Source organism: Levilactobacillus yonginensis, from assembly GCF_003946265.1.
Lineage (GTDB): Bacteria > Bacillota > Bacilli > Lactobacillales > Lactobacillaceae > Levilactobacillus > Levilactobacillus yonginensis.
In genome coordinates, this window is the sequence record NZ_RHNO01000020.1 from 1 (window position 1) to 20,674 (window position 20,674).

Consider the following 20,674-nt stretch of genomic DNA (forward strand, 5'->3'; position numbering starts at 1 on the left):
TTCCTCAGTGAGATACTGTTTAGTGTACACAAAATTTCGAAACATTTTTATTTACAGAGCTTGACTAAACGTAGGAAAAAGGTTTGGGACAAAAGTCTCAAACCCTTATTTTGCTCCGAACATAAATAGTCGAAACGTGCGACAACAGGCAGTCAACTCCGCTTAACCCCGATAGACAAACAATCCAGGACCAGGATTATTCGTCTATCGACGTTAATGCTCATTGACTAACCGCCTTTTGTCCCACTCTCCTAGCACAGATTATTGCCAATTTCACCGCGCACTGTGATCCGCATCCTGACGCAACTTGCGCAACCCCTGCTCGTCCACCTCTAACCGCAACTTTCCGGTATCTAGATCGACGACCGCATGAACATCCACCGTGCCGATGCCAACGGCCGTGGCCTCCCGCTTTAAGCGTAGCGTTGACCGATCGGCCACCAGTTCATATTCTTTTTCCAAATAAGTTTCCTCCTGACTTGAACGCGCTATAAGTCTAGCACGCTGGTCAGTCGGTTTTAACTGAAACGTCTTACAAATAAATTCATATACCGTCCCCTTAACTTATCTGGCTGACAATCTAAAGATCGAAAGCAATGGAGTCCCCACTGTGCTTGATACAACAAGGATTGGGTATTGGGGTTTAATCAGATATAGTTGAAAATTGCCGCCTTACCGTTCGCCAAATTTAGACTGGAACGCTGTGGAAAGGACGGGACAAGCCAAAGAACGGTCTTGACCCTCACTTGAAGCCGCAAAACCCGTCTTCAAGTCGCCATTTTCAAGAAAACCACTTGAAAATCCCACGGCTGAGTCCAAATTTGACTCACTCTCGGCTACCTAGTGGAGCGCCAATAATATGGAACAAGTGCAATCATTCAGGTATTTAAGACAGCTTAGAACCTGCTTAACCGAAGGTGGTCAGAGGTGGAGCCAGCTGTGTCGACGGTGTTAGCCGATTTTCGGCTTACAGCGTGGGACGTGTTTGGAGACAGGTGTTTCTTCCAGGCTTCAAATCGAGCCGAAGGACCGCTTTTCAGGCCGGAGGCGTTCCCCACAGCAGGCGGAATCTCTGACTGCCGCAGGTGGCTGGGGTGAGACTAATTTCCAGTCTATAACGCCTTATTATTCTTGGTTTGACAACGGTTTTCGAATTTTTAACCTTTAGCTGACGGTCAAAAAAAATCCCCAAGAGGCCATATGACGCTAGCCCTGGGGATATTTTACCTTCTAATTCTGTTGGTAAATCTGTTTGAGCGTTTTTAAGTCCGCTGATGATAACTGCGTCTTACCTTGATCGATTGGATACATCACTGAACTGGTGGCACTACTATGATCCAATCCGAGGGCGTGACCCAGTTCATGAATGGCCACAGATCGACGGGCCGACTGGCTATAGGTCAAGTTTAAGCTGGCCGTCGCCGCGTTCACCGTCTTCACACCCGTTAAACTGATTCGTTGCGTAATTTTAGGTCCACCGTGTCCCAATTCAATGGTTCCCTGCTGATTGGCAACCTTCTTGTGATACCCGCCAAAGGTGATTTGATTGGCACCCTTAGGGGCCGTTCCGGCAATCAGCTTCACAACTCCCGTAGCATTGTAGGTGGCAACAGCCTGTTGGAAGACTGCCCGCCCCCGCGCGGATAAATCATCGCTGAAGCGATAGTAATAGGTCGAACTTAACGTTACGCCTTGAACGATGGACTCCACCGGTGTGCCGTTGGTTCCGGTCGATTCAGCTGACTGACTACTTGAGCTCCGCCAAATGTAGCCGCTGGCGGTCGTCTTACCGTCACTGGAAGAACTGCCGGCTGACTTACTATTTTTCCCGGTGAGTGAATTTGTGGCTAAGTAACTGGCCACCTTTGCTGTTAGAACGTCACTGTAAACTTTCGCTTGCGTGAAGAGCGCCGCAACCGCTGCTGGCTGGGTCTTGACCCACCAGCCCGCGCCGACCAGCATGAGGAGCACGACTAGTCGTCTTAATATTTTCAACCGTGAATCTTCCTCTCTCAATCATGTGATGAATCGGTCCGGTTTAACCGATTGTTTGAATTCTAGCCTAAAACATGCAGGAACACCACTATTTATGCCGATTGCTAAGCGTTTACCAGGGAGGTCCACCAGCCAAAAATGGCGTCCCATCAACGTTTGCTGATAGGACGCCACTTTTCGTTAAATTAGTCTAAAGCCACTAAAAAATTCAGAAAACTACTTGTGTGGCTCGAAAAATATTCTTATTTATAGACATCATTTCGCTTAGCTGCTTTCACAATCAAAACCATAAATTTTCCATCCTGAATATCAGCAATTATCCGATAATTACCGACTCTATAACGCCAAAAGGTTCCTAGGCTGCCTTCCAGTGCTTTCCCCCACGCCCGCGGATTAGATGCACCCTCAATATGATCATCTAGCCATTTAATCATGCGACGTTGCACTTGTGAATCCAGTTTTTGAAAATCTTTATCTGCTTTCTTGGCAAATTCCCAGCTATAGGTTGTCATTCTAGTCCTAACCGGTGTTTAATCTCCTCACGAGAAACTTTTTCACCATGACTTGCCTCAAGATTTCTTGCTGCATCGCGATAATCAGACTCATCTTCAAGTCGTTCTAAAATCGTTTTACGCATAAATGTCGTCACTGGTTCACCATAAAATTCAGCTAATTCCTTAACTTGCTTATACTGATCGTCTTTAAACCTTAATGACGTAACAGTCATGACCCCCACCTCCTACAGTGAATTATATCATGGGTAGGCTTCACTTGTAGCCTATTCGCTCAATATTTACCAGTATGGTCTATCTCAATACATCCAACCTGACAAACAACTGGGATAATTAGCTTAACCAGAAAGCAGTCACCACGGTGCAATTACTTTTAAAATAATCAGATGAAGTAATACTTCAGCCAGAAATCTAATCGTGTTTGCTAGAACACGCCTCATTATATTAAAAGACACTCCGAAAGCCAGTTTAACAATAGCTCCCAGAGTGCCTTCGCAATTATCTTAAAGGGTGTTTAAAAGTCAATCACTCACGACGTCCCGTTGACGTTGCTGCCGCAAAACCAAGAGTCTAAACACCAGCAACATGCCAATACACAGCACAAGCATGTAACTTGGTAGCATCTGAATCGTCCCATTGTGCAAGTAGCTCATCCCATAAGTCAACACGCTGACAAACAAGTAGTAGCCCAGACTGAACCAACCGCTGGCACTGCCCATTACCCGTTCATATCCGATCAGGGCGCGGTTCAAAGCATTCGGCAGCGTCACGTTCAGCCCTAAAAAGACCAGAAAGATCAGGCCAATCATCAACCGTGGCCGCTGCCAATTTGCCGCAACCACCAGCCCGCTCCCAGCTATGACGCTAAACACCAATCCAGCGAAAGCGACCCGCTCCGGTGACCAAAAATTGAGTAACCAATTGACCAGCACCGCTCCCAGCAGGCTGGCACTGGCCAGAATCAATCCCAGCCAACCATAATGCACGGCTGAGTAGCCAAAGTGGGCCATGAAGATAAAGGGGGCCTCCGCGTAATAGCTGAATAAGATTCCATTAATGCCACCGATCAAGAGGCCATAACCCCACACAACGGGATCCGTCAGCAAACGCCACACAACCGGCCACTGTTTGATCTGACTCACAGAACTAGTGACCGACTGTGTCTCCGGCAGGCACCCAACTGCGTACATGCCAACGGCCACGGCTAACGTCACTAACGTGGCAAAGACACTGCGATAGCCAAAGTAGGTCTGCATCACACCGCCAATTAGTGGTCCCAATGCTGGCGCTAATGCCATAGCGGCACTCGTTTGGGCAAAAATTTTGGCACCGGTGATACCGCTGAAACTCTCCCGCATAATGGTCTGCGTCACCACAGAACCAGCACTGGCGCCGAAGGCTTGAACCAGTCGCCAGCCAATCAACGTGGCAAACGTGCCGCTAAAGTAGAGTCCGAGATTACCGAATAAATAAATCGCAATCCCCGCCAACATCGCTGGTCGGCGCCCCCATTTATCGGCCAGCTGGCCCCAAACGAGGACCCCAACGGCAAAAGCAATAAAGTAGGTGCTCATGGTCAGTTGAACCTGACTAGCACTCACGGCAAAGACCCGGCGAAGTTGTGGTAACACCGGGGTAAAAATCGACTCGCTGATTTGAGGAAACCCAACGAGAGCAATCGTCAGCCCCAAAGACGGGACTGATTGGTGGACGTTTTTCATCATTTTTCTCCTTAGAATTTACTTTGAGGAAAAACGTCCTTGACCATTTGCGGGGACACACGCCATTAAAGTTTCAAGATTCATGGGCCGTCACCCCTTTCTGTTTGATGTCTGATTTACGATACGGGAGTTTCGGAAGGATGTCAAGGTGTCTTCCTTGTCAGACAGTAAAAAAGTATCTCAGACTAATTTATGCCTGAGATACTTTCTTCGCGTTTATCTTCTTACCGTTTTGTTGTGCAGTAACCCAAATGGCTGCCTAGAGAACAACTAAACAAGTGATGATGTATGAAATCTGATTCTTGAAATGAACAAAATCACCACCATAAAAATCAAATCAAGTCGTCAAACAATGTTTAACTCCGACGTTTACGGTCAAGCCCCCTGACCATGCCCAGTAATCCTAACGACAAACTGCCAAGCACCGCCAACCAACTCTGACTGTCGTCACTAGTTTGCGGCAATTGCGTGGCTGAGCCAGTCGTTTGGTAACCTGGTTGTGACTCAGACTCTAGGTTCTTGGCAGTAACCATCTGAGCCGCTGCTAAGTTAGCTGATTGACCGGCCGTGGAATGAGTTTCCCGCAAACCAGCTGCCTTCGTTCCTTTCACCCCGCCTGTTGTAACGGCAGCCGTCTTCTTTGGCGTGGTGCGCTTGGTTGGTTTAGTAACGGGCGTCTTCGTTCCTGGTTGCTGACCAGTCTCCGTCCCACCAGCGGGCGTAGTTCCTGGCGTTTCGATTGGCGTGGTCGTGCCCGTACCTGAACCGCTAGTGCTATCACCCGGTGTGCTTGTCCCCGTACCGGTATCCGTTTTGGCAGTCACCGTGATGGTATTCGTGGCCGTCATCACTTGGCCATTTTGATTCGTAAATGTATACGTAACGCGGTAAGTTCCTGGCGTTTTCGTAACGTCTGCAGCCAAAACTGGTTGCCCATCAGCTGTCGTAATTTTTGGTGTTACGGTGACCGAGCTACCATCTACGTCAGTAGCCGTAATCGTTGCTGGTGTCCAGGCATCCCCAACGGTCAACGCAGTCGTCGTATCAGCATAGTTTAAGTTCGACTGATTGGGCGCCACAGTTAACGTGTTGATGGCACTGTGGTTAATGCCCTTTTGATCGGTAAAGCTGTACGTCACCGTGTAGGTTCCTGCCGTTTTGGTCACATCCGTTGGTACCACAACGTTGCCTTGAGCATCCTTAATGACCGATGACACATCCACTGCCGTCCCGTCAACATCAGTGCCAGTTACCACAGCCGGCGTCCAGCTTCCACCGACATATAACTTGGTAGCCTGATCCGTGTAATTTAAATGAGCTTGATTAGCGGCCACAGTTACGGTCACCATTTTAGCTAAGCTCACGTCATCCGCACTATCCGTGTAGGTATACGTCACCTGATAAGTCCCCGGTTCCGTCGTGCTAAGGCTCTCAACCGGCGTAGTCGTGCCATCACTTTGAACTTGAGCGTACGTCACCGCCAGTTGTGACGCCGTCAGCGCAGTGCCATTTTCATCGGTGCCACTGACAAAACTATCGGCTGGTTGCCAGGAATCACCCACAAATAGGTTGGTATCCTGTACCGTCAAAGTAATCGGCAGTGACTTCACCGTCAACGTTGTGGTGGCCTGATGCGCGACGTTCTCGGCATCAGTAAAATTGTACACCAACGTGTAATTTCCAGCGGGCGCAGAATCTAGCGCACTAACACTATTCCCATCGGCATCAGTAATGGTCACACTCAGCCGATCAGCTGGCACCGCAGACCCGTCCGTATCCGTGGCAGAAATCAAATTCGTGGCCGGCGTCCAAGCCGTCCCAGCCAAAATTGATTTAGGGACAACACTCAAACCAGCCGTCGAACCCGTTGCGAGTTCATTAAGATAGACGGTATAAGTTGACCCTTGTACCGCCAGCGTGGTGCTATCGGCAACGCTAGGGGTGTAAGTCATGGTATCAGTTGCAGTCCCCGAACTCACAGCAATGGCATCAGAATATTTGCTAGTATCTAGTTTCAAAGGGGACGTCGCTAGCGCCGAGAGTGAAATCACGTTTCCGCGCTGATACGTTGACCCATCTAGGCCGACTGATGTGACACTGCCGAGCGCTTGACCAGTGGTCCCGTCAACAATGTTATAGGTATCGGTAACGTTCACGTGGACGTAAGTGAGTTTAGGCAGGGCAATGTTTCCTCGGTTACCACCGGGAATAACTAAACCAGCAATATTAGCATCAGGGGCATCGATTCCCAAGCTAGCAGTGGTAATCGTTGGATAACTCCCACTATTTTTAACGGTTGATACAGCTAAGTTACCAGTCCCAGCGAAAAGGACGCCATCCGTGGCTAAGTCAGCGTAATTCTGTGCATTAATGTTATACGCAGCCGGCAGCGAGGTATCCTCTGCACTCCCCGTATGAAGCGTAAGTTGAAATTTTGGCATGCTCGTTTTATCTAATCGAGAAATTTTGGCGCCATCATTGGGGCGGAAATAATACACCTGCCGACCATCATTCGTATTATTCAATCGGTACGCCGTTAATGATGAAAAATCAGTGTAGTCCAGCTGATAAACAGCGTCTGCGTTGATCATTTCTACAAAATCTGTCGCTGCAGATTGCGCATTTGCCAATGAGCTCGTGATACCGGTTGGTAGGATAATATAAAATCCCCACAGTTGAGCGTTCAAGCCATACGCGGTGGTTGACATATTCGTGGGGTTATACGGATACACCGTAACGGCCGCTGTTGCGTTATACAAGGCGTACTTGCTTTTAGTGGTCACAAAAAAATTGGCATAGTTGTATTCACCGGTGCTCTCCTGCGTCGTGACAACGGGGGCAATATCTTTCCCCGCTGTAATGACATCACCATCAATGGTCTCTGCCACGATATCTAAACTAGCCAACATTGGTGTTACAGCCATGTCTGGCACCGTCGCGCCATCAGTAAAATTGCGCAATAACTGTTTTCTACTGAAAGCTGGGGCGGCCACCTTCACCCCGTTAGGATCCGGAGCAACTGCGATTTTACCTGCGGCACTAGGCACTGAGCTTACCTTTTCATTAGCATCACCATTATTATCTTTGCTAGTCGCACCTGCCGGAGCCGCAACAGATGTTGGGGCCGCTGCCGAGGAGGCCGGTTTGGTCGCAGTCGACTGAAGCTGCTCACCACTGGAAGCATTTGAGGTGGCAGGTGTCGTACCACTAGTTGCCGTTGAACTGGCCGGCTTAGCACCCGTGACTGTTGCTGCGGTACTGCTAGGCGTTGCCTCGTTCGACTGTGTATTTTCAAGCGCCGTTTTCGCCACTGTTGCAGAATCAGCCACTGGACCACTGACACTCTCAGCAGCCCCAGCTACCGTGGCCGCATGAGCCCTGGGTGCGCTGACGAACAAACCACCCAGCAACGCCACCGTTGAGATACTCCCAACCAGCCAAAACTTGCCAGCCTTGTATAGTTTATAATGTTTCTTTTCAATTTGTCCGCTGCTTTCTTGCCAGGCCCTTCTCGCCATCATAATCGATTCCCGCTTTCCCTCGCTCACTCACGTACCAGTCATCTACTGAATAAACAAAACCAATTCATAGTAAACTAGTTACAAATGGCAATTGTTTTCTATACTGAAATAGTACCATAAATTGACCAACAATCGTGATAAATTCCGGAAATATGAAAGCGTTTTAATAGCAGCCAACTCGGCATTATAATAGGATTCAGCTTGATAAGTATTTTCAATTAATTATAAGTGATTTTAAGCTTTCGTTAAGCTAGAGGCGTGTAAAATTCAGCACTCCCCGCAAATAGTAACATCGCATTATCTTATGACCATACATAGGTCATGGGGATTACCTTCATGTTTTGTGGAAACAGAACAGTTGAGTTAAAGACTTCCTTAAAACAAAGGTTCAGGATGGCGAAGCCCTCATGAACAAATTCTAAATATATACGACGAATAATTTCATTACAAAAAGGCCAACTTCGCTGGAAGTTGGCCTTTAAACTGTCTCTATTTCAACAAATATTTTGCGTCTAACTCATGATCAAATGAGGTCAAAATCTTAGGACCATCATCCGTCACGACCAGCGTGTGTTCATACTGACAACTCAAGCTGCCATCCAACGTTCGAATGGTCCAGCCATCATCGGCAGGATCACTGCAGCCCCAGTCGCCGACGTTGATCATTGGTTCAATCGTCAACGTCATACCGGCCTTCAACCGCGTTCCATGGCCAGCTCGGCCAACGTGCGGAACGTCTGGATCTTCATGCATTGTCGGTCCAATACCATGACCAATGTAGTCACGCACTACGCCGTAACCCATCTGGTTTTCAGCATATTCTTGGATGACTGCACCAATGTCACCAATGCGGTTACCCACGACTGCCTGGTCAATTCCCAAGTAGAGGGACTTCAACGTCACATCCATCAGTTTCTGAACCTCTGGTGACGCTTGACCAGCTACAAAAGCATGACAAGCATCACTCAGGTAACCGTCGTAGTCGATGACCGTATCCATTTTGATCAGGTCACCCTCTTTGATCAAGATATCTTTGCTAGGACAACCATGACAGATCATGTCGTTCACACTGACACAGGTCGAGTACTTGTATCCTTCAAAGTTTAGTTCGCCAGGTGTGGCACCGTGGTCAACGATGTATTGATAAGAAAAATGGTCAATATCCCAAGTCGTAATCCCAGGTTGAATGTACGTTTCCAACTCGTGAAACAGACCAACTAAGATGTCGCCCGCCGCCTGCATACCGGCAATTTCTCGTGCTGATTTTAATGCTATCATGTTTCCTCCTGAAATAACTGAATGTCGTTTGTCTTTGCTTTATTTAGTATACCCTTTATTGCGAGAAAACAAAGAGAGTGAGATAACAGGCGGTTAGTCAATGAGTATGAACGTCGATAGCCGAATAATCTCGGCCCTGAATTATCGGTCTATCCGGGTTAAGCGGAGTGGACTGCCTTTTGTCGCACGTATCAGCACAAATAGTTTACAAATACAACAAGGGCCTGGGATAAACTCCCAGACCCTTCCTGTATTTTTTCTTCGTTACGGGTTACTTAACAAATGCCTGACTGGCGGTGATGTACCCACCAGTAACGTGGTAACGTAGAACCCCTTTATCGGAGTAATCCCAACCGGTAACCTTCAAGCTGGTTGCCTGCGCCACGTGACGCAATTTATGCTTCAAGTTCACATCCCGGTAAAGGTTGAGACCTTGCTTCGTGGTCACGCGCTTCACTTGGTGATGTTTCCCAGTTTGGACCTGTTGCTTGTTAGCGGTAATGAATTGGCCATTTGTCAGTTGGAAACGCACGTTGGCTTTCTGCGTCACGATACGTTTCACCTTCAGGATCTGGCCTTGACGGTATGTGTGTTTGACCTTGCCCGTCAATTTAGCATTGCCGTAGGCTTTCAGCCCCTTGGCACTGATCACCGTCAGAACCTTAGGTGCCTTTTGGTACTCAGCATTCTGAACGAACTTAGCACTAGCCGTGATGTAGCCACTCTTGCCGTATGTCTTTGAATGACGGTTAATATCCCGCACGTGGTACCGGACGTGACCACCCTTGGTCGTCGTGCCCAATACCTTGAACTCAGGTTGGCGCATCTGTGGTTGTTTCTTAAACGTTGCTAACCGGTTTGCCTTGGAGAAGATAGGCTTACGGTACAACGCTAAGCCCTTGATGGCGACGACCTTGCTTGGTTGCTTAGTCGCTTCAACTTGGTCACCAGCACCTTCAGAAATGACGGGACTTTCCGTCTTCAAATCAGCCTGGGCTTTGGCCAACGCCGTCAACACGGCTGTAACATCCTTAGCAGTCGCCTTCGCATCAGCCAAGACCTTTTCTGCTTGAGTCAACGCTGCCTTGAAGGCTGTTTGACTATCAGCCGTGTAACCCTTCAAGTCAATTGCCTTTGCCGCAGCCAACTTTTGCTTCAACGCTGCTTTATCGACTTTATCATCGGTTTGATGACTGGCGCCAGCTTTGCCACTACTAATGTGTGTGATCCGCGCCAGCTTCGACTGAGCCTGAGCCAAATCAGTCAGCGCACCCTCAATTTCAGCAACCGTCGTCTTTTCAGCTGCCAGGACTTGCTCAGCCTTAACCAGAGCGGCTACGAACGGCTTTTGACTGTCAGCCGTGTACTCTTTCAAGTTGACTGCCTGAGCCGCCGTGACCTTTTGCTTCAGTTGCGACTTATCTAGTTTAAGTGCTGCCTTGGCCTTAGCTAGGTTAGCAATCGCATTGTCGATAGCCTTACCTGTTGCCTTAGAATCTGCCAGCACTGCTTGGGCCGCATCCAGCGCTTGCTTGAAGGCAGTTTGACTATCGGCCGTATAGCCCTTCAAATCAACCTGCTTGGCTGAATCAACTGCCGCCTTAAGGTTGGCAGTATCAAATGTCAGCCCCGTCTGTGCCTGGTCTAAAGCAACCATGGTCGCCGCAATTTCATTGACCGTAGCATCATCCTTAGCCAAGACCTGCTTAGCATCTGCCAGAGCTTGGTTAAAGGCGGCTCGACTGTCAGCTGTGTATTTATCTAAGACAACTTCCTCGGCTGCTTTAACCAGCTTCTCAAGCTCTGTTTTGTCTGGAACCAGCGCAGATTGTTTCTTGATCAAATCAGCCAGGACATCCTCGACATCATCAACGGATGCCTTCACATCAGCCAAGGCCTTTTCAGCCGCAGTCAATGCTGCTTTGAAAGGTGCTTGACTATCAGCGGTGTACCCCTTCAGATCAACGTTCTTGGCAATTCTTACCATATTGCCAAGTTCCAACTTATCTGGCAACAATGCATCTTGGGCCGCAACTAGTTTGGCAGTGACCGCGTCAATCTCGTTGACCGTGGCATCCGTCTTATCCAAGACCTGCTTAGCTTCAGCTAAAGCTTGCTTGAAGACCGATTGAGAATCAGCCGTGTACTTCTTTAACCCGATTGTCTCGGCTGCCTTAACCTTCTTTTCAAGCGGTGCTTTGTCTGGAACCAATGCAGCCTGAGTCTTAGCTAAACCATCAAGCGCCCCGTCAATGTCTTCAACCGTCGCTTTGCTATCCTTCAACACCTTATCTGCGGTAGCTAAAGCTGCCTTGAAAGGTTCCTGACTATCCGTTGTGTACTTCTTCAAGTCAACAGTTTGGGCATCGGTCAGCTTTTGCTTCAACGTGGACTTGTCCAATTCAAGGGATGCTTGTGCTTGAGCCAAACGTGAATTAGCCTTGGCAACCTCTTCAGCGGTAACTTTCTTATCCCCTGAAATGGTCTTTGCTTCGCTTAACGCTTGCGTGAAACGGTCACGACTCCCAGGCGTGTACCGTTTTAGGTCTAGCTTTTCAGCCACAGCAATCGTAGTATTCAGCTGGGTCTTATCCGCTACCAGGTCGGCTTTGGCCTTATCCAACTGCGCAATGGTTGCGTCGACCACGCCCACACTAAACCCTGCGTCACCAGACATCAATTCTGCAGTAGTCATCGCCTTTTGGAAGGCTTCCTTGTTCTCAGCCGTATACTTCGACAAGTCAATCTTCTTAGCTTCAGCCAACTTACGACCTAAAGCCACCTTCGCCGCAGCTAAGTTCCAATTGTGAGCCTTCAGTTCAGCCTGATCAACGACCTTGCCATCCACGTCCTTGGTGACCAGCTTCATCTTCTGACCATCAACTTGGACTGTCAGGTAAACCTTCTGATTCTTATCCTCTTGCTTCTGGATATAGTCCCAAGCTTCCGGTTCATTTGGCAAGATGTCGTACGTCTTATCACCGGTATGACCGGCAGCTACGTAGGTTGTTCCCTTTGCCTGGTCTTCCTTACCAGCAACTAACGGCTTCGTCCGACCATAGGAATGATCATGGCCGCTGAAGACCACGTCGATGCCCAGTTCGTCACACACTGGCGGCAACATGTTGTGGAACATCGAAGACTGTGAATCGGCTGGGTTCTTGTTGTATGGTGGTTGGTGGGTCGCAACGACCTTCCAGGTCTTATTAGACGCCTGCATATCCTTACGCAACCACTCCAGTTCCTGTTTCATTTCTTCAACGTTGTCGGTCCACCCCAGAGAAGCGATGTGCATGTTACCATAATCGACTGAGTAAGTCCCCTTCTTGTTGACCGGCGCACCGTTATGGCCTGGTGTCCCGAGCATTGCAGTGGCCTTACTCCCGTCATCCCCCATGTACTCGTGGTTACCAAGCACATGGATCATGTCCAAGGAATCGTAAACCTTGTGCTTATTAAACATTTCAGACGTGACGTCGGCCTCGTTAAAGATGGCTTGGTCATCGTTAAAGTCACCCACGTGAAGGGCAAAGTCAGGGCGGTTCTCGTCTTTTTCCAAGCGATCCACAATTTTGTCAAAATCGGCTAATTGGGAGGCTGAGTTGACCTGAGTATCCCCGAACACGTTGAAGCTCAGCTTATCGGTATCGGTCAACGTCTTGAAGTGCCGGACATCCGACCACTTGTCACCATTTCCCACACGATAAGCGTACTCGGTTCCCGGTTTCAACTCTTTAGCCGTCACACTGTTGACCCGGATAGCTTTGCCGTCACTCACGTAGGTAAACGTCTTCTGCTCACCCTTATAATCTTTAAACGCCTTCTCGTGGTCCACCTTGTACGCCTCGTCAGTAGCCACTTGCATGATAGCGTCCTTAGTATCCGTTACCGGATTTGTAAACCAGGTAATGGTCTTTTGCGTTGCTGGATCCTGCGTGGACCCGGCTAAGAGGTTGGATGGCGTGTCAGTCTTTGCTGGCGTGAATACTTGTACCAGCGTCTTAAAACTGCGTTGCGTCCCCTTCGTTGCGACCAAATTAAACTTACCAGCGTTAGCTGACAGCTTATCACTCGTCAACGTTCCCTTGTCATCAGTCTTACCGATAACTTCAGCCTGCTCACCAGCCTTAGCCATGGCTAAGTCCACACCCGCCACCGGGTTATCTTGACCATCCACAACGGTCACACTGCCGGCCTTACCGACAATCAATTGGCCGACCTTCAGCTGATAATCAGACTGAATTTTAGCTTTCATAGGCCGGGAAGAAACGGTATTGATCATGTCAGCATTGTTGCTGGTATCATTGAACGTCACGGTACCATTCGTCAACTGGTAAGTTAGCGGCGTGCCAGTTTCCGTTTCGGCTGGCGTTTCAACGGTCACCTGAGCTAGAACATCTTTACCAGCGGAACTGCCCTGCGTGTCCTTAATATGCAGCTTTAGTTCACCAGTCTTAGCATCGTAATCGTAGGTGTTGTCCTTAGAATCGTTGGCAAACTTCACGCCCTTGACTGGGAAGCCCTTGCCCAACTGAACGGTAAATTCACCATTCTTGATGTTGGTTAAATCATCGGCGGTCAAGTCAAACGTCGCGTTGCCACCCAATTGCGCCGTATCGCCCTTGATTTTACCTAAAGTAACGCCCGTCTTGTTACCAGACTTCATTTCAAAGTAGGTGTCCTTGTCGGTCCGGTTCCCAAACTTATCGTAAGCCACGACCTTCACGTGATGAATGCCATCGCTGTATTGATACCCGCGTAACGTCATCGTCCCATCGGGATCAAACGTGTACTTCGTACTATCCGTGGTCCGGTCAACACCATCAATGTAAATCTTGTTCTTTTTCCAATCGATACCGGACATATTCGGATCATCCTGGTCATCGTGGACCTTCGCAGTGATGGTAATTCCTTGCTTATCGAAGGTCTTATCTGCCACGGAAATATCTTCCACAATCGGGCTCTTTAAGTCATCAACGTTGGCCCCATAAACGGCGCGAATGTTATCCACGAAGATACTGCCCTTCGTCCTCGGCGCACCATCTGGGTTACCAGCCTTAAGTGCCATGACCCGAACCACTTGCTTAGGAAATGTTTTAAATGGCCCCTGGTAGCTCGTTGGAATTGGGGCTTCAACGTACTTCCAACCTAACCAGTCGATACCTAATTTTGAGTCGGTAAAGTTTAATGGCTTGGCCGTTCCCTTAGCATCGTAAATCTGGCTCCGTAACCACAATCCTTGCGATTCTGGTGTTCCGTAGACCCACATACCCAGAGCGGTTGGGGCGCCAGGAATTTCCTTGGCATCCCCAGGACCAGCGTAAGCTCCCAGAGTCGACCCCTTAACCCCATGTGTCAGGTCAAACTTAACTTCTAAGGCGTGATCACCAAAGCGGACTTGACCTTTACCAGGTTCGGCTAAGCCTAATTCATTGGCTTCACCCCGACCTGAACCACTGACCTTCCAGTCACCGAGTCCTTTTTCAAAATCATACAGCACCGTTGGCAACTGGCCGATTTCAACTTCAACGGATTGTGAAATCTCAGTCCCAGCAATGGTGGCCTTCACTGTGCCCTTAGCGTGTTTACCAGCCGTGTGCAAGTTACCTTGCGCATCGATGGTTCCCAGCTCCTTAGGAAATTCCCACGTGATATCACCATCTGATAAGGCCACGTCGCGACCCTTATACCGGACCTTCATCCCCAGCGATTCGGTAATATCCGTTTTCATACTCAACTTTTTATTTAAAAATTCAACTGAATCTGGCTTGGCAATGGTAACTGTGGCACTTCCCACAACCTTGTCACCCACGGTCAAATTAGCCGTGACATCGCCTAGCTTACCCTTAGGCTTGAAGACCCCAGTCTTAGCATCAATATCTCCCAGGCTAGGATCAGCTAGCGTCCACGTCGCACTGTCTGGTAAAGTAGCGTCATAGCCTGCCTTGTCGACCCCTTTAGCCGTAAAGTTGATCGTCGCGTTGGGCGTGTAGACTGTATCCTTAGGCGTGACCTGGGCCCGGTCAAACGTGTGGTCAGATTTTTCCGTTGTCGTAATCAACCAACTGTTGGCCACTTTCCGTTCTTCACCGTCGGAAGGCTTGTTCTTCAAGCTCAAGCCCGTGTCCCCTGGCGTCCGTGACAGGTACGTTGCCGAGCCCCCACCATCGAGGTTCAAGGCATCGACCGCCCCTTGATCCTTCATGGTTTGGGACAATTCAGCTAGCGTCATCCCGTTAGAATACGGTGATTGCTTACCATCGATTGTCACAAAGAAAACGGACTTGTCCGCCCGAATCCCAACGGCTGAACGCGCGGCGAACTCACCACCGACCTGTGTGCCTGGATTCAAAGCTTTACCATCCTTGACCAGCATGATCAGACCACCGAGCGCTTGTTTCAGGTCACCCTTCTTAGCCTGATATTCCGCCTGACTCCCAATCAGAGGCTCGCCATCCTTGGTTACCCCAAAGAAGGATTCCCCACTGTCTGGCTTAGTCGCATGAATTTCCACACCATCCTTAACCACATTTCCAAGCGGTTCTCCGGTCCCCATGTTAAAGAAGTCTGAATTCAAACCAGCCACAACTTGGTGACCACTCTTAATGGCCGCGTTGGCTTCATCCCGTACAGTTTGCAGACCAAAGCCCTTCCCGTCGTCTGGCGTACCAGCGTACAAGCCCGCCGTTTTCTCCTTGAGATCCACGGAAACCGTGTGCATCACGGTCCGATCACCCTTGGTGTTCTTGTAGGTTACCTTTTCTTCACTGATTCCGGCGGCCAATTGATTCTTGGTCTCCTCAATCGTGTTGGCCTTAACGTCAACCGGTTGACCATCCTTGGTCTGTTTAGCGGTCACTTTGGCCGATAAAATTTGGTGGGTCAGCGTATTGGCCTGCGCCACTGGGGTCATCAGCGGTGTCAGTACCAGGGCAGTTGCGAGCGTTGCCCGTAATTGTCTTCTTCGTTTAGTCACTGTGTCTTTAATCCTCTCTGGTTGTCAGGCATCAAGCGGCAATGTTTCTGTTTTCATAACTTTTTCTTGCTGGTGGAGCGCTTGAAAAGAAGTCTACCTGATTTTCAGTCAGAAATGGGGGACCTTACGAAGTCTGTACAGGTTGTCTACAGAACCTTTACGCGTTTATAAAAGCGACAATATCGTACCGCTTTCTGTATGTGTATTCATAATTATTTATATACTACGGTGGCTGACCTAGCAGAACCAATAGTCTCAGTGATTAACTATCAGCGGTTTAACCTCATCACCAACCGATTGAATTCACGGCCATCTAATTTACCCCTTCCCATTTCGCCCAACTTCCTGTAGAATGACAGCAATAACTTCCGAAAGCGGCCACCAGTGGTCGTCATGTTACTAGTCAGAACACTTCTGCTAGGCTGGAAATCAGTCTAAGGAGTGTTTTTTTATGCGTAAAAATACCAGAATCCTGTTCATTCTCATTAGTTCAATGAACCTACGTCTCGCCGTTACAGCTGTCACCCCGCTATTTACCGCCATTCAAGTCAGTCGGCATCTCAGTAGCGGTACTACTGCCCTACTTGTGACCATTCCCCTCCTGTGCTTTGCCCTCGGTGCCATCGTCGCCCCTAAACTCATTCAAACGGTTGGGAGTTGGCGGCTACTCTTCTGGGTCAACGTCACCTTAATCGTGGCCAACCTCGTCCGCCCATTCACCACTACGAGTCTCCTACTAGGCACTATTCTAATTGGCCTCGCCATTGCCCTGTTAAATATCCTGATTCCAACGCTAATCGTTGGAAACACGACGAATGCCAGCCGATTAACCAGTTACTACTCAGTCATCATGAACATTGTCGCTGCCAGTGGGACCGTCATCGCCATCCCACTGGCTACCATTTGGGGGTGGCCGGCCGTTCTCAGCAGTTTCGCCTTGCCAGCAGTGATTGCCGTCTTGGTTGGTTTCAAATCAGCAGCCACACCCGTAATCGCGCCTCACCAGGCGACGCATCAGAACCTACTGACTACGCTCAAACACGACCGACCAGTCCGGCTCCTGGCACTCTTCATGGGTCTGCAATCGCTAATTTTTTACAGCTTATTGGCCTGGCTTCCCGCCATCTTCCAATCATTAGGGGCTTCGGCAGCTATGGCTGGTAACCTACTAGCCGTATTCCAATTTGTGGGCGTCCCTGCTGCCCTGGTCTTAAACGTTCTCACCAATCGGCACCACACCCTGTTGATTCTTCTAAGCGGCTATCTGGGGGGCATGCTCGGCCTACTCGGTGGGGCGATTGGCTGGTGGCTATCCGCCATCCTACTAGGTTTCACCTGCTCGCTAGTCTTTACCACGGCACTAACAATGATTGCCACCAGTAGTCGCACCCCTAGCACCATTGCCAATCGTTCCGCCATTGCCCAATCACTGGGTTATTTGCTAGCAGCGGGCGGTCCTTTGGTCTTCGGTCAACTCCACGATCTCTTTGATAACTGGCAAGTCACCTGTTGGTTAATCACTTTTTTAATGGTTGTCACCGTACTTGTTGGTTTTCGAATTCCTTCAAATAACTAAAAAGCCGTCTAGGAAAATTCCCAGGCGGTTTTCGTTTCTATAAAAAAGGATAGCCAATCAATTCACCCGTTACACTTCATGATTCCGAAAGGCTTCGATCATCTTCCACGTCAGGCTTAATGTCGTGTCGTCGTGCGGAATCTCATCCCGTTTGAACCACTGGGCTTTGGCTAATTCGTCATGCTCTAATCGAATCGATTTCTCCTGATTCAAATCGGCAAAGAAGCCCACCAACAGCGACTCAGAAGGCGCCCACGGCTGACTGCCATAGTAACGAAGATTATGAACGGATAGGCCCACCTCTTCGTGGACCTCACGCGCAATCGTTGCTTCTAGCGTTTCACCAATCTCTGCGTAGCCTGAAATCAGTGAGTAACGGTTGTACCCCGTCAAAAACTTGGTCATTAAAATACTGTCGCCATCCGTGACACCCACGATAATGGCTGGTGAAATCTTAGGAAAAATCAACTGACCACATTGCGGGCAACGCAGGGCCCGTTCCTTGCCGTCTTGCTCCATCCGGTGACCGCAGCGGCCACAGAACTGATTGGTCTCATACCACCAGCCCAGGTGCGCAGCCGTGGCAGCAGCGAAGGCCACCCAGTTCGGCGTCAACTGGGTAAACCGGCGCGTTTCAACGTACTGATAGGCCGCATCCTCCGCCACCTGCTCGGCTACTAGGTAAAACGCCGTCTGGTCTACTGAGAACAGGTACGTGTACGCCGTCTCGGGCAGTTGCCATTTGGCAGCCACCTCCTGGTAGCGTGGCAACGTTCCGTCGTGTAAAATAGCTTCGCGGTTGTGGTAGAGGACCACATAATCCGTCCCAATTGGGGCGCGGCGTTGGTCATAGTGATTGTCAAAAACTTGCGGACTGATATCTTGAAACATAACCCACCCAACTTTCCAGAAAGTAATTATTTATCATCTTAATCTTTACTGGGTGGCCGTACAAGTACGCAGTTTTTTCTGCCCTACTCGACTTTCTACGCGCGTCCATCACGGAATGCTTGACGCATCTCCCAGGCCAAAATAAATTTCGCGCCATCGGTAGGCATTTCATCGCGCTGGAACCACTGCGCCTTTGCCAACTCATCACGTTCCAGGTCGATTGCCACGTCCTCATCCAAGTCGGCAAAGAAGCCCACCAACAGCGACTCAGAAAACGCCCACGGTTGGCTCCCAAAGTAGCGAATATTGTGGACGGCCAGGCCAACCTCTTCGGAAACTTCCCGTTGAACGGCTGCCTCCAGCGTTTCACCAATTTCGGCAAACCCAGAAATCAGCGTGTATTTATCGTAGCCGACCGCGTACTTAGTCAGAAGGATCTGATCTCCTTTAGTGACAGCAACCACGACGACCGGCGAAATATTTGGAAAAATCTGCCGACCACAGTTCGAGCAGCGCAATGACCGTTGTTGCTCATCCTGTTGCATGGCGTGACCACATCGCCCACAGAACCGATTCGTCTCATACCACCACGCCAAGTGAGCCGCGGTGGCACCAGCAAATCCCAGCCAGCCTGGCTGCATTGTTTGAAAGGCTTTGATTGGTTGATACTGGTAGTCTGCATCCGGCGTTACCTTATCCGTTAACAGGTAAAACCCCGTTTGATCAATGGTAAATAGGTACGTGTACCGTGTCGGATCAATTTGCCACTTATCCGCTACCTCTTGAACCCGTGGCAAGCGCTGACCCTGAAAAATCACAGCGCTCCGATTATCATAAATCAACACGTAGTCCGTCGCTAATGCTGCCCGTCGCCGCTCATAGTGATTGTCAAAAACCTTAGGACTAATATCTTGGAACATACTCCCACCCGACTTTCTTGAAATCTTTGTTTTAATGACTCATAGTTTACGCTTAATTTGTCTTCATTATGGATATATTTCTGAAAACGATCATCGGTTAATTGGCTTGTGCCGCCATGATTAGCTACGCCATCCCTTATCTGGCAACGTTTTCACAAAGGCGACACCTGAAAATAATTAAATAACGTGCTATAATCTAAAAACGCATGCTTCAAAATTCGGATTTTATATAACACATCTTTAACTAAAGGAGGATTCCCGCCTCATGCCCTTATTATCCAAGCCCGAACTACGGGACTATCTCGTTGGCTTTGCCTTAGTTCTATTCATGGTCGCCATCGCGACCTGGCTGAACGACTATGAAATTATCCTACCAGAAATTGGCGCGCTGACCGCTGGTATGTGGATCTACCACAACCCCACCTGGATCGCCCAGCCCTCAAAAATTTTTCTGGCACCTTCCGGAACTGCCGTCATTGGGTTCTTAGTGAATCAGCTGGCTATCGGGTACGCCGAAAAGGTCTTACTGACGCTGATTCTTATTCTGATTCTGCTTAACATTTTGCGTTCCACACTGGCACCGTCATTTGCAACAGGACTCCTCCCCATCATTATCAATGCCACGCACTGGTCATTTATCTTGGCCATCTTCACGTTCACATTGATTCTCATGGTTGGCGTCCTCCTTCAGGGACACTATCGCGGTCTGCCTGCTGGGCAGCCGCTACGCTGGCAACACATGCTTGGCTTCAGTCTGGCCGCCGGAATCTGGGTCGCCACAGTTTGGATTGCGGGCTTCCCTCAAATGGCTGGAATTCCACCCGTATTAGTCGTTTTCTTCGAAGTTTCCCAGATGCCTAACTATCGGGGAAAATTGGCACTGAAACACATCGTGGCGTTGAGTGGTGCCGCCACCTTGGGGGTACTGGTTCACCTCGTGTTGGCGTCCTGGTTGTTATCAGCATTAGTCACGCTACCACTAGTCTTTATTCTGCTACAACTTCTACGCATCAAGTTGCCCGCAGCGTACGCGTTTCCACTGTTAGCGTTGGTCTTACCAGCCAGCATGTTTCACACGTTGCCTATTGCGGCTACGTTGGCTTCATGCTTTTTCTTGGGGTCCGTCGTCATCTTTCATCAAGTGGCCGACCGCATCCGGGTATCTTCTGAAAATAGCGAAATATAGGTGAAAGACCTGGCAACTAGCAAAAGTTGTCGGGCCTTTTTTATTAACCTTTACGTTCCCATTTCTAAGTGTCATTTGACCAGGAAAACGGTTGAATA

Annotated in this window: 12 protein-coding genes; 2 read left to right on the plus strand and 10 right to left on the minus strand. The window is 49.2% G+C overall.

Annotated features, from left to right (window positions below):
- Positions 1-273: 273 nt before the first annotated feature.
- The 8 genes from EKM87_RS09760 to EKM87_RS09795 all read right to left on the minus strand — a co-directional run bounded on the left by EKM87_RS09760 (position 274) and on the right by EKM87_RS09795 (position 16,003).
- Positions 274-462, minus strand: a complete 189-nt coding sequence (locus EKM87_RS09760) for a hypothetical protein (RefSeq protein ID WP_125684254.1) — start codon at positions 460-462, stop codon at positions 274-276.
- A 768-nt stretch (positions 463-1,230) separates the two neighbouring features.
- Positions 1,231-1,995: a matrixin family metalloprotease gene (locus EKM87_RS09765; RefSeq protein ID WP_125684256.1), complete on the minus strand. Its 765-nt coding sequence runs from the start codon at positions 1,993-1,995 to the stop codon at positions 1,231-1,233.
- Positions 1,996-2,237: 242 nt separating this feature from the next.
- Positions 2,238-2,507: a type II toxin-antitoxin system RelE family toxin gene (locus EKM87_RS09770; RefSeq protein ID WP_125684259.1), complete on the minus strand. Its 270-nt coding sequence runs from the start codon at positions 2,505-2,507 to the stop codon at positions 2,238-2,240.
- Entirely contained in the window at positions 2,504-2,722 is a 219-nt protein-coding gene (gene relB, locus EKM87_RS09775; RefSeq protein WP_125684261.1) for a type II toxin-antitoxin system RelB family antitoxin, read from the minus strand. The genes EKM87_RS09770 and relB overlap by 4 nt, the downstream gene beginning before the upstream one ends.
- Positions 2,723-3,028: 306 nt before the next feature.
- Complete coding sequence (locus tag EKM87_RS09780) at positions 3,029-4,228, minus strand: multidrug effflux MFS transporter (protein ID WP_125684263.1); 1,200 nt, start codon at positions 4,226-4,228, stop codon at positions 3,029-3,031.
- 356 nt (positions 4,229-4,584) lie between these two features.
- Positions 4,585-7,749 (minus strand): bacterial Ig-like domain-containing protein, encoded by a 3,165-nt coding sequence (locus tag EKM87_RS09785; RefSeq protein ID WP_125684265.1) that lies wholly within the window; start codon positions 7,747-7,749, stop codon positions 4,585-4,587.
- 489 nt (positions 7,750-8,238) lie between these two features.
- A complete protein-coding gene (gene map / locus EKM87_RS09790) occupies positions 8,239-9,027 on the minus strand; it encodes a type I methionyl aminopeptidase (RefSeq protein WP_125684267.1) in 789 nt (262 codons plus the stop codon).
- A gap of 271 nt (positions 9,028-9,298) precedes the next feature.
- On the minus strand, positions 9,299-16,003 hold the full coding sequence (locus EKM87_RS09795; RefSeq protein WP_125684269.1) for a phosphodiester glycosidase family protein: 6,705 nt from the start codon (positions 16,001-16,003) through the stop codon (positions 9,299-9,301).
- Between the two features lie 451 nt (positions 16,004-16,454).
- On the opposite strand from EKM87_RS09795, the gene EKM87_RS09800 reads away from it, so the two are divergent.
- Positions 16,455-17,579 (plus strand): MFS transporter, encoded by a 1,125-nt coding sequence (locus EKM87_RS09800; RefSeq protein WP_125684271.1) that lies wholly within the window; start codon positions 16,455-16,457, stop codon positions 17,577-17,579.
- A 69-nt stretch (positions 17,580-17,648) separates the two neighbouring features.
- Here EKM87_RS09800 and nudC (EKM87_RS09805) read toward each other — a convergent pair whose 3' ends face one another.
- Positions 17,649-18,470 carry an NAD(+) diphosphatase gene (gene nudC, locus EKM87_RS09805; RefSeq protein ID WP_125684273.1) on the minus strand — a complete coding sequence of 274 codons (822 nt, stop codon included), beginning with the start codon at positions 18,468-18,470 and terminating at the stop codon, positions 17,649-17,651.
- Between the two features lie 95 nt (positions 18,471-18,565).
- Positions 18,566-19,390 (minus strand): NAD(+) diphosphatase, encoded by an 825-nt coding sequence (gene nudC, locus EKM87_RS09810; protein WP_125684275.1) that lies wholly within the window; start codon positions 19,388-19,390, stop codon positions 18,566-18,568.
- A 265-nt stretch (positions 19,391-19,655) separates the two neighbouring features.
- On the opposite strand from nudC (EKM87_RS09810), the gene EKM87_RS09815 reads away from it, so the two are divergent.
- A complete protein-coding gene (locus EKM87_RS09815) occupies positions 19,656-20,576 on the plus strand; it encodes a hypothetical protein (RefSeq protein WP_125684277.1) in 921 nt (306 codons plus the stop codon).
- Positions 20,577-20,674: the final 98 nt, after the last annotated feature.